Source organism: Haloferula sargassicola (assembly GCF_040362925.1).
Classification (GTDB): Bacteria; Verrucomicrobiota; Verrucomicrobiia; order Verrucomicrobiales; family Akkermansiaceae; genus Haloferula; species Haloferula sargassicola.
On sequence record NZ_BAABRI010000013.1, the window covers coordinates 55,056 to 66,738 of the forward strand.

Genomic DNA, 11,683 nt, shown 5'->3' on the forward strand with positions numbered 1-11,683 from the left:
TTTTGAAAAGCGTGGAGCTTGGGAATTCGGGAAGGGGATTAGGAGCGCTTCGCGGACAGGATGGCGGAGGTGCCGAACAGCGAGGCGACGATGATCGAGGCGAACCAGACGAAGTCCTGCAGGCGGAAGGCGCCGCGGGCCAGCGACAGGAAGTGTTCCCAGACCCCGAGGGACGTGATCGCGTCGCGCATGCCGGGGCTCAGCGTTTTCGAGTACTGGCGGACGAAGGGGTCGAAGGTGGCGAACACCAGACCGATGCAGATGGCCGACGAGACGATCAGGCAAATCACCTGGTCGCGGGTGAAGGCGGACACCAGCAGGGTGATGGCGAGGAAGGTGCAGGCCAGCAGCACCGCGCCGATGTAGCCGGAAAAGATGGCCAGGTTGTCGGGTTCGCCGAGGTAGTTGACGGTGACCCAGATTGGGAAGGTCAGGGCGATCGCGATCAGCCATACAGTCGCCGCGGCCTTGAATTTCCCGACGATCACGGCCCACAGCGAGATCGGGTAGGTGCCGACCAGCTCGATGGTGCCGGTGCGCAGCTCCTCGCTCATCAGGCGCATGCCCACGGCGGGGACCAGCACCATCAGGATGAAGGGGAGGTAGAGGAAAAACGAGTAGGTCAGCGACGCGTCGCCGGCCTCGATGAAGTTCCCGAGGGTGAAGGTGAACACCATCGAGAGCAGCAGGAAGATGACGATGATGGCGTAGGCGATCGGCTGGCTGAAGTAGCTGACGAGCTCGCGTTTGTAGATGGTCCAGACGTCTTTCATGGGAGGTGGAAAGCGGGGGTTCAGGCGGCGGTTTCGACGGTGTCGCGGGTGGTTACCTGACGGAACAGGTCCGTCAACGAGCCGGTGCCGGATTTGGCGATCAGCTCCTGCGGTGTGCCGTCCTCGACGATGCGGCCCTGATCGACGATCACCGCCCGCGTGCAGGCGGCCTCGACTTCCTCGAGGATGTGGGTGGAGAAAAGGATGGCCTTCGTTTCGCCGAGGCGGCGGATCAGCTGCCGGACTTCGTGCTTCTGGTTCGGATCGAGGCCGTCGGTCGGCTCGTCGAGGATCAGCACCTCGGGATCGTGAAGCAGCGCCTGGGCGAGGCAGGTGCGGTGGCGGTAGCCCTTGGAAAGCGTGTCGATCGATTGTCTGGCCACGCTCTGCAGGAAGCAGGTGTCGATGGCGCTCTCCACCGCGCGGGACTTGGCGCTGCCGCGGAGGCCGCGGATTTCGGCCACGAACTTGAGGAAGCCGATCACCGTCATGTCGTTGTAGAGCGGGGCGGACTCGGGCAGGTAGCCGACGTGCTTCTTGGCCTCCTTCGGGCGGTCGATGACCGGCACGCCGCAGATGCGGATGACGCCCGAGGTGGGCGGCAGGAAGCCGGTGACCATGCGCATGGTGGTCGATTTGCCGGCGCCGTTGGGTCCGAGGAAACCGAGCACCTCGCCCTTCCGGACCGAGAAGCTGAGGTGGTCGACGGCGGTTTTGGATCCGAACTGTTTCGTTAGATTCTCGACTTCGATCATGGTGGAAATGGATTTGGCGCGGAACGGCCCGAGCCGCGGGGCGATGCCTTCTGGCCGTCGTGCGAGGCTCAAGCGTTGCCGCTTCCGACGTGCGTCTGAAAAAAATCGAAGGGCGCGGAATGCAAGGGAAATCCACGCGTCGGACCGCGGAGGGAATCGGGCTTGCCGGCATCGGAAGGGCAGGGGAGGCTGTCCGCCCTTCGCATGAAACGCTTTTTCCCCTACTTCGCCTACCTGAAGGAAGCGAGGTCGACCTTCCTGGCCGGCCTGGCGGCGGGGGCGGTGTACGCGGCGGCGAGCGGCTTCGGCATGCCGCTGCTGGTCAAGGTGGTCTTCCCCGTCATCTTCGGCCCCAAGCCCGAGGTCGAGCAGGTCATCGCCTACGTCCACCAAGCCGCTGGCGAGGAGGAGGGGAACCGGGTGCTGAACAAGGCTTTCGAGAGCGAGATGCAAAGCCGCGACAAGGTCATGGAGACCCGGGCCTGGGTGGCGGAACATGTGGGGGAGGAGCACAGCCAGCAGGTGATGCTGATCGGTGCGACCATCCTGATCCCCCTGGCGGCGCTGATCCGTGGGCTGGCCGGATTTCTCAACACCTATTGGATCACCGCCACCGGCCTGCACATCCTGAAGCGGATCCAGCACTCGGTCTTCGACAAGCTCCAGAAGCTGCCGCTCGGCTTTTTCAGCGGCAAGAAATCCGGCGACCTGATCAGCCGCGTCAGCTCGGATGCGACCATGCTGCAGGGCGTGATCACCATCGTCGGCAACGACCTCGTGAAGCAGCCGCTCACGCTGATCTTCAGCGTGGGTTTCCTGATCTATCAGAGTATCACCGAGCCGGACGCCCTGTTCGTGCTCGGCTGCCTGCTCACGATTCCTCTTTCGGTGATCCCGATCCGCGTCCTCGGGAAAAAACTGATGCGCCGGGCGGGGAACATGCAGAAGGAGGCCGGGAGCAACACCGCGATCCTGGCGGAAACGCTCGCCGCCACCCGCGAAGTCCGCGCGTTCAATCTCGAGGCCCTGCTTTCCAACCGCTACTTCGAAGGCGTCAACCGCTGGACCAAGCTCCACCTCAAGGTCATCAAGTACCGCTACTCGATCCCGCCCATCATCGAAATGCTGGCCGCCGGGGCGGTGGCGGCGGCCCTGGCCATCGGATCCACCCGCGGCATGACCCTCACGGAGTTCGTGCCGCTCGTGATCGCCCTCTACATGTGTTACGAGCCGGTCAAGAAGCTCGGCGACATCCACAACCGCATCAAGCAGGGCGAAGCCTCGCTCGACCGCCTCGAGGAGATCCTCCACGCCGACGACGGCGTCACCGATCCCGAGCACCCCGTCGCCCTGCCGCGGGTGAAAGGCGAACTCCGCTTCGAAAACGTCGAATTCTCCTACGATCGGGCGCCGGCGCTGAACTCGATCGATGTCCATATCCCCGCCGGGCAGGTGGTGGCACTGGTCGGGCCTTCCGGAGCTGGGAAAACGACCTTCGCCTCGATGATCCCGCGCTTCTACGACCCCGTGGAAGGGCGCATCACCCTGGATGGCGTGGATTTGAAGGACCTGCGCCTCAGGGACCTGCGCGACCACATCACCCTCGTGCCGCAGGAGGCCGTGCTTTTCACCGGCACCATCGGGGAAAACATCGAACTCGGCCGCACCGGGGCCAGCCGATCCGAGGTGGAGCAAGCCGCCAAGCTGGCCAACGCCCACCCCTTCATCGAGGGTTTCCCGGACGGCTACGAAACCCCCGTCGGCGAGCGCGGCGCCCAGCTTTCCGGCGGCCAGAAGCAGCGGATCTCGATCGCCCGCGCCTTCTTGAAAAACGCCCCGGTCCTGATCCTCGACGAGGCCACCGCCGCGCTCGATGCCGACAGCGAGGCGCAGATCCAGAAGGAACTCGCCGATCTCGCCCGCGGCCGCACGACGCTGATCATCGCCCACCGTTTCAGCACCATCCGCATCGCCGATCGGATTCTGGTGTTCGAAAACGGGCGCATCGTCGGCGATGGCGACTTTGAATCGCTGAGAGCGACCAACCCGCTGTTCCAAAGCCTGCTGCAGAACCAGCAGCACTGAGGCGCCGTCAGCCCAGCTGCGCCGCCAGCCAGGACTCAAACGCATCGTGGCGGTGCAGGTCGTAGAGATGGCTGCGGAAACCCAGGGCCTCCCCGGTGGCGATGTTGGCCGGCAGGTCGTCGATGTAGAGGGTGTGCTTCGGGACGAGACCGTGCTTTTCCACCACATGGTGGTAAATCGCCGGCTCCGGCTTGATGAGGCGGGCCAGATACGAGCAGGTCCCGCCTTCGAAATGGCGGAAGACCTCGTATTCCTCGAACAGCCACGGCGCGTGGATCGGGTTGATGTTCGAGAAATAAAGCAGCCGGTGGCCGTCGGCGGCAAGGCGGTCGATGGTCTCCCACATCGGTCGGTTGGGCGTGAAGATGCCGCGCCAGGCGGCGATGAAGTTCTGCCGCGTCGCCCCGGGTCCCAGTTGGCGCTCGGCCTCATCAAGGTAGTCCTCCAGCGAGATATCGCCGCGCTCGAAAGCGTCCTTGTCGCCGAGGATGCGCCTCATCCGCCCCTCCGGGTCGGGATCGCCGGCGGGGATCAGGCGGCGGAGGGAACTTTCGAAGTCGAAATCGAGAAGGACCTTGCCGATGTCGAAGAGGATTGTCATGGACGCGGGGAACCCTAGCGACCCGCTCCCCGCCGGCAAGCCGGCCTTGACCGGCGAACGCTTCGCTTATTCATTTGAACACGCATTCATGGCCGACACCGCCGAAAAGCCCCTCGTCCTCGAGCCGCTCGAAGCGCTGAAGCAGCACTTCGGCCACGGCGGCTTTCTCGACGGCCAGGACCGGGTGATTTCCCGGATCGTCTCGGGAAAGGACGGCCTGGTGGTGATGCCCACCGGCGGCGGCAAGTCGCTCTGCTACCAGCTGCCGGCGATGTGTTTCCGCGGCGTGACGCTGGTCGTTTCCCCGCTGATCGCGCTGATGAAGGACCAGGTGGACGCGCTGGTCGCCAAGGGCATTCCGGCCACCCTGATCAACTCGACCGTGCCGTGGGACGAGCAGCGGGCGCGTCTCGACGGCATGCGCTCGGGAAAATGGAAGCTCGTCTACGTGGCGCCGGAGCGCTTCCGCGCGGAGTCCTTCGTGCGCGCGCTGGACGGCGTGGAGGTCTCCCTGTTCGCCGTCGATGAAGCGCACTGCCTCAGCCAATGGGGCCACGATTTCCGGCCCGACTACATGCGCCTCGGCAAGGCGCTGGACAAGATCGGCCGCCCGCAGTGCGTGGCGCTGACGGCGACCGCCACGCCGATGGTCCGCGCGGACATCCTCGATGTGCTGCGGCTGCGCGAGCCTTTCGAGGTGGTCAGCGGCTTCTCGCGACCGAACCTTTCCCTGGCGATCACGCCGGTCGACAAGAAACAGCAGAAGCTCGAGCGCGTGCAGGCGATCGTCAGCCAGCACCGCACCGGCATCGTCTACTGCGCCACCCGCAAGAAGGTCGAGGAGGTCAGCGAAACGATGGCCTCGTGGGGGATGAAGGTCATCGCCTACCACGGCGGGATGAGCGACAAGGAGCGCGAGCGGGCGCAGGAGATCTTTCTTTCGCGAAAAGCGGACGTGGCGGTGGCGACCAACGCCTTCGGCATGGGCATCGACCGCGCCGACGTCCGTTTCGTGATCCACTACGAGGTCCCGGGAAGCGTCGAGGCCTACTATCAGGAAGCCGGCCGCGCCGGCCGCGATGGCGAGTCGGCCGTGTGCGAGCTGCTCTTCAACTACGCCGACACTCGTACCCAGGAATTCTTCATTGATGGCGCCAACCCCGGCGCGCAGGCGATCCGCGACATCTACCGCTACCTGCGCGACGAGGCCGACGCCGAGCACGAGGTGCACCGCAGCATCGAGGACATCACCGACGGCGCCGGCCTGAAAAACGGCATGGCGGTCGGCAGTGCGCTGGCGACCCTGGCGCGGGCCGGCTACATCGAGCGCTTCGATATTCCCGGGAAACGGATGCGCGGCACCCGCCTGCGCAAGCCCGAGGTGTTTCCCGAAGCCCTTGAGATCGATGAAGCCGCGCTGGAGGAAAAGGACGCGCGCGACCGCGAGAAACTCAAGGCGATGGTCGAGATGTGCTATGCACGCGTCTGCCGCCAGCAGTGGATCCTCGAGTATTTCGGCGAGGAAAACGCCGACACCTGCGGCTGCTGCGATGTCTGCCAGGACGACGGCGGCGAAGATCGCGCGCCGACCGAGGAGGAGCACCTGACCGTCCGCAAGGCCTTGTCCGGGGTGGCCCGCATGTCGCGCCAGACCGCGCATGGCTGGGAGGGGAAATTCGGCCGCGGCAAGATCGTGCTGATGCTGCTCGGCAGCCGTTCGCAGGAGATCGCCGCGGCGGGGCTCGATCGGCTCAGCACCTACGGGCTGCTCGCCGACAAGGGCAGCGGCTACGTCAACGGCCTGTTCCGCGCGATGACCGATGCCGGACTGCTGCGCGTCGAGGTGGGAGAGTATCCGCTGGTCACCCTGACCGATCGCGGCGAGCGGGTGATGCGCGGCAGCAAGAGCTACCGGCTCGTTTGGCCGAAGGCCCATAGCCCGGCCGAGGCCGCCGCCGTCCAGCAGCTCGACGACCACGGCTTCGACCCCGGCCTCTACGAACAGCTGCGCGCGCTCCGCGGCAAGATCGCCGGCGCGCAGCAGGTGCCGCCGTACGTCGTTTTCAGCAACAAAACGCTGGAGGCGCTGTGCCGGTATCGGCCGAAGACCCTCGATGAAGGGATGGCCGTGCCCGGAGTGGGCGAAGTGAAAGCGCAACGATTCTTGCGAGGGTTTCTCGACGTGATCCAGCGGTGGGAGTGACCGCCAGGCGTGGATGACGGAGGTCCGCGAAGGAAGCGCTCTGCCGCTTGACCTCCACAACATGAACGCGTTGGAGAGAGTCGGTGGGAGATCCGGTGTCGGATGTCTTTGCTTGTCGTGACCGGCGGATCCAGCTAGCCGGTGCGAATGCTCGGGAGAAGAAGTTTAATTTCATGGAGCGCCCAAGTGTTCCGTTGGGCGATCGCATGGGGCGGCGTGACCGCCGCCAGTGGGCAACTCCCGGGCCTCGATGCACCCGTGCCGATCGGCGGCTTCGCCAATGGCGTGTTTCCGGTCTCACCGCCTGGCACGGCGTCGGGCTGGCAGGTGGTGAATGCCTTCCCGGCGCTGACGTTTGTCGATCCTCTTTGGCTCGCCGAGGTGCCCGGGGCCGACGAATTGCTGGTGGTCGGAAAAAGTGGCCAGCTCTGGCGTTTCCCGAAGGACCCGGAGGTGGCCGCGGCTGAAGTGGTGGAGGTGCTCGATTGGCGGGAGCACACCCAGTTTTCGGAGGATCAGGGCTTTTACAGCGCGGTCTTCCACCCGCGGTTCGGTCCGGCAACGGGCGAGGTGCCTTATGTTTTCGTCTGCTACAACCATCGCCCCGCGCTGGCCGGGGCCGATGCCAACCACTCCTATTGGCGGGTTTCGCGATTCACCTGGGACTTCGCCACCGGAACGCTCGATCCGGCGAGCGAGTTCGTGCTGATGAACCAGTATGACCGCTGCCGCTGGCACAATGGCGGGGCCATGTTTTTCGACAACGAGGGCTTTCTCAACATCACCTGCGGCGATGGCGGGGACAGCAGCCAGGGCGGCGGGCTGACGGGGCCGGACGGGGCACTGAGCCGCACGCAGCGGCTCGACGGCGGGCTGTTCAGCGGGTTGTTCCGCATCGATGTCGATAACGACCCCTCCCGCTCGCATCCGATCCGGAGGCAGCCTGCCAGCCCCACGAACAAGCCGGCGGGCTGGCCGCCGAGCGAAACGAAGGGCTACGGCATTCCGAACGACAATCCATGGCAGGATCCGGCGGGCGGGGTGCTGGAGGAGTATGCCTCGCTCGGCTGGCGCAGCCCTCATACCGCGCACTACGACGCCGTCGCCGGGGAGGTCTGGGTGGGCGATGTCGGCGAGGGCTCGCGCGAGGAAATGACGCGTGCGACGGCGGGCGACAACGCCCAGTGGGGATACCGCGAGGGTGACATCGGCGGCCCGGCCGAACGGCCCGCCGAGCTGATCGGAAACGACCGTCCGCCGTTTCTCGTGTATCCGCGCTCGGTCGGGAGCTGCATCATCGGGGGAATGCGTTATCGCGGGGCGAAATGGCAGGACTTGCTGGGAGGGAAAATCCTTTTCGGCGACCACGCCCGCGGCCGGGTCTGGACGGCTTCGGTCGAGGAAAACACCCCGCCGGTGATGGAGGAAATCGTCGCCGGCCTGCCAACCGGCGACAAAGCGGGGCTGGCGAATTTTTGCACCGACGCGTCCGGCGAGGTCTACCTGATGATGGTCAACGGCACCAACCAATCGGGCGGGACGATCCGCAAGCTGACCACCGCCGGGATCTCCTCCGAGCCTCCCGCGCTGCTTTCGCAGACGGGCGTTTTCACCAACCTGGCCACTTTGGAAACCGCTCCGGGAGTCATTCCTTACGAGGTCGCCAATCCGCTGTGGTCGGATGGCGCGGCCAAGCAGCGGTGGGTGATCCTGCCGAACGACGGCACCCACGACAGCGCTGCGGAGGACATCGTTTTCAGCGAAAAGGGAAACTGGGTTTTTCCTGCCGGGACGGTGTTTGTGAAGCACTTCGAGGTTTCGCTGAGCGAAATTGACCCCTCGCAGGTCAAGCGGCTGGAGACCCGTTTCCTCGTCTGCACCGAGAACGGCGGGAAGTACGGGATGACCTACAAATGGAACGAGGCAGGGACCGATGCGGAACTGCTCGCGGGCGGATTGAGCGAAGCCTACGAGGTCGTCTCGGCCGCCGGTGTCACGGAAACCAGGAACTGGGACTACCCATCGCGCGGCGACTGTCTGCTCTGCCACAATCCCGCCGCCGGGCAGGCGCTCGGTTTCCGGACCGCGCAGCTCAACCGACCGCACCTTTATCCATCGACCGGCAGGACGGCCAACCAGCTCGCGACCTTCAACTCGTTGGGCATGTTCGATCGAACGCTCACCGCGGAAGAGCTGGCCGACTATATCGAGGCGCGCCCGCTGGACGACACCACGGCACCGCTGGAGCACCGGGTTCGCTCGTATCTCGACTCGAACTGCTCCCATTGCCACCGGCCGGGCGGCCAGTTCGAGGGTTTCGACGCCCGTCTCGGCACGCCGCTCCAGCAGCAGGGCCTGATCGATGCCGTGCTGCGCGGGAATTTCGATCTCGGGCCCGACGGCCGCTACATCAAGCCGGGCGATCCGTCGCTTTCCGCGCTGCACGTGCGGTTGGCCGCGGTGGGCGATGGCAATGCCATGCCGCCTCTGGCGAAAAATGTCGTCGATGACAAGGCGGTGACCGCCCTGAATGCCTGGATCAACGGGCTCGATCCGGCCGAGTTCGAGACGATCGGAGCGCCGCAGGCGCGCTACGTCCGGCTGGTCGCCTGGTCGGAAGTGAATGGCAATCCTTGGACCACGGTGGGCGAATTCACGATTCTCGACGGAAACGGAGACGCGGTGCCGGCCGCTTCGGTCGACGTTTCCGACTTCGACTCCGAGGAGCTGGTTGGAGAATTCGCCCCCGCCAGCAACGCGGTCGATGACGACCCGGACACCTACTGGCACACCGAATGGTCGGCTTCGACGCCGTCCCATCCCCACCAGATCACGCTCGATCTCGGCTCCAGCCGCGAACTCGGCGGCTACGTCTACACCCCGCGCCAGGATTTCGCCAACGGCCGGATCGCCGACTATCAGGTTTCCTACAGCCTGGATGCTTCGACGTGGACGGTGATGGACGAGGGCACCTGGCCGGACAGCGCGGCGGTGCAGCGTTTCGATGGACTGGTCGCCCGCCGGCCGGCGCGTTGCCAGATCGCGGGACCGCAAAGCACCGTCGACGGCAGCTTCGAAGTCAGCATCGTGTTCGACACGGACGTCGCCGGCTTCGATGCCTCCGGTATCCAGGTGACGGGCGGTGGCGTCAGCGACCTGCGGGGTTCCGGCTACTACTATGTCGCGACGATTTCCCCGGTGGATCCGACCGTGCAGGTCTCGGTCGCCACGGATGCCGTCAATCCGTCCGGGGTGGGCAGTCTGGCCTCGGAAACGCTGAGTTTTCATTTTATCGATACCCTGCCCCCCGTGCCCGTGTTCACCGGCGTGCCGTCGCAGGTCGCCGGGCCATTCCAGATCGGACTTGGCTTCGGCGAACCGGTCAGCGGGCTGGAGGCCGCCGATTTCTCCATCGTCAATGGCCGGCTGGATGCCATCTCGCCCGACGGCGATGACTATCGGCTGACCGTCACGCCTGATTCCGAGGGGCTGGTGGCGATCTCGATCCTGCCGGGAGCGGTCGTCGATGCGGCTGCGAATGTGATGGTCGAGGGCACCACGGTCTCCGTGCTCTATCTTGAAGAGCTTCTCGCGAGAAACGCCGGCGAGGCTTCCTTCCTCGGCGGAGGCATGGCGGTGGTGCCGGACGCCGCCGCGCCGCATGGCGAGTACCTCTGGCTGCCCGAGGGAGGTTACCCCGGAAACTTCGACCCGCCGGTGAAGACCGATCACCGCGCCGAATACGGTTTCGTGATCCGGAGGGCGGGCGATTACCGCCTGCGCGGGTTGATCCGGTCGACCGATGCGTCGAGCGACTCGTTCTGGGTGGAAATCGACGGCAGCCAGGCGCTGGGCGACGTGTATCTCTGGGACACCCAGCCGGTCGGTGCGCCGGATTATCAGTGGGATTATTTGAGCGACCGCAACGGGGCGGATCCGGTCGTGCTGAACCTCGCGGAAGGGGCCCGCGTCGTGACGGTGTATGGTCGCGATGACGGCACGCGCTTGGACCGGCTCGAACTTGAAAGCGTGCGGCCGCTTGCCACGCTGAGTGGTCCGCCCGGATCGGTCGGCGGAGCCTTCACTGCGGGGCTGGTTTTCTCCGAGCCGGTGAGCGGCCTCGATCCGACGGACTTCACGATCCACGGCGGCGTGGTGACGGCGGTCACGGGCGGCGGAAGTAGCTATTTCGTCGACGTGAGTCCCTCGGCCACGCCGGTGTCGCTCGTACTGCCGGCCGACGTCGTGACCGACGGCGAGGGCGCCCTCAATTTCGCCTCGAACTCCATCAGCGTGACCTATCTCACGCCCTATCTCCAGTGGGCGCAGACCTATGGCGTCGATGGCTCGGCTGCCAGCTTGCTGGCCGATGAAGATGGCGATGGCGTGGCCAAGTTGCTCGAGTTCGCCTTCGGCCTGCGTCCCGATCGCGCCGATGGACATGTCGATGATCCCGCGGTATCGCCGCCGTCCGGTCTGCCGGTGGCCGAAATGGTGGACACGGGAGAAAATGCGCGGCTCGCCCTGCGTTTCCTGCGTCGGAAGGACATGGCGGGCCTCATCTACGAGGCGCAGTTCGGACCGACTCCCGGTTCCTTCTCGCCTGCGACCGGGGCGCCGGTGGTGGAAAGCATCGATGCCACCTGGGAGCGGGTGACGGTGAGCGACAGCGAGTCGATCGGGACGTCCGCCGCCCGCTTCGGGCGTGTCAAAGTCAGCTACCCCTCGCCGTAGTCCGTCTTGCGGTCGCTTGACCGTTGGCCGGTGGGACACCACGCTCACCGGCCATGGCTGCCAAGAAATCGGTTCTCTTCGTCTGCACGGGCAACACCTGCCGCAGCCCGCTCGCCGAAGCGCTTTTTCGCGACGCGGTGAAGGATCGCGACGACTTCGAGGTCGCCTCGGCCGGCGTCTCCGCCTACCCGGGTTCGCCGATGAGCGGAGAGTCGATGGCCATCCTGCAAAAGCGGGGCGTCGATCCCGGTGAGTTCCTCAGCCAACCGGTCAGCGACGAACTGCTCGCCGAGGCAACCCACGTTTTCGCCATGACCGGCGGCCATCTCGCCGCGCTCCACTCGAAATGGCCCGAGCACGAGGACAAGTTTTACCTGATGTGCGAATTCGTCGATCTCCCCGGCCGCGGCATCGGGGCCGACGTGCCGGATCCGATCGGCATGGGCCGGAAGGCCTACGAGGAGGTTGAGAAAACCTTCGATGCGGCGATTCCGACGCTCATTGCCTTCATCGACCAGACCTCGGCCTAAAG

The 11,683-nt window shown here is 65.5% G+C and carries 6 protein-coding genes and 1 pseudogene; 4 read left to right on the forward strand and 3 right to left on the reverse strand.

Translation table 11 applies throughout. The annotated features are described in order from the left end of the window. Nucleotides 1-38 precede the first annotated feature (38 nt). Together ABXH26_RS12320 and ABXH26_RS12325 are read right to left on the reverse strand one after the other, a co-directional pair. Nucleotides 39-773: an ABC transporter permease gene (locus tag ABXH26_RS12320; RefSeq protein WP_353567373.1), complete on the reverse strand. Its 735-nt coding sequence runs from the start codon at nucleotides 771-773 to the stop codon at nucleotides 39-41. A gap of 89 nt (nucleotides 774-862) precedes the next feature. Continuing rightward, nucleotides 863-1,528, reverse strand: a pseudogene (locus ABXH26_RS12325) (ABC transporter ATP-binding protein); the annotation flags it as partial. Between the two features lie 204 nt (nucleotides 1,529-1,732). Here ABXH26_RS12325 and ABXH26_RS12330 point away from each other — a divergent pair. After that, the gene (locus tag ABXH26_RS12330) at nucleotides 1,733-3,613 is read left to right on the forward strand and encodes an ABC transporter ATP-binding protein (RefSeq protein ID WP_353567374.1); all 1,881 of its coding nucleotides are present in this window, start codon (nucleotides 1,733-1,735) and stop codon (nucleotides 3,611-3,613) included. Between the two features lie 7 nt (nucleotides 3,614-3,620). Here the strand turns inward: ABXH26_RS12330 and ABXH26_RS12335 are convergent, their stop codons facing one another. After that, entirely contained in the window at nucleotides 3,621-4,214 is a 594-nt protein-coding gene (locus ABXH26_RS12335) for an HAD family hydrolase (protein WP_353567375.1), read from the reverse strand. A gap of 88 nt (nucleotides 4,215-4,302) precedes the next feature. On the opposite strand from ABXH26_RS12335, the gene ABXH26_RS12340 reads away from it, so the two are divergent. The 3 genes from ABXH26_RS12340 (at nucleotide 4,303) to ABXH26_RS12350 (ending at nucleotide 11,681) form a co-directional block, all read left to right on the forward strand. Continuing rightward, on the forward strand, nucleotides 4,303-6,417 hold the full coding sequence (locus ABXH26_RS12340) for a RecQ family ATP-dependent DNA helicase (protein ID WP_353567376.1): 2,115 nt from the start codon (nucleotides 4,303-4,305) through the stop codon (nucleotides 6,415-6,417). A 186-nt stretch (nucleotides 6,418-6,603) separates the two neighbouring features. Further along, nucleotides 6,604-11,151, forward strand: a complete 4,548-nt coding sequence (locus tag ABXH26_RS12345; RefSeq protein WP_353567377.1) for an Ig-like domain-containing protein — start codon at nucleotides 6,604-6,606, stop codon at nucleotides 11,149-11,151. A gap of 53 nt (nucleotides 11,152-11,204) precedes the next feature. Then, nucleotides 11,205-11,681, forward strand: coding sequence for an arsenate reductase/protein-tyrosine-phosphatase family protein (locus ABXH26_RS12350; protein WP_353567378.1), 477 nt, complete (start codon nucleotides 11,205-11,207; stop codon nucleotides 11,679-11,681). Nucleotides 11,682-11,683 lie beyond the last annotated feature (2 nt).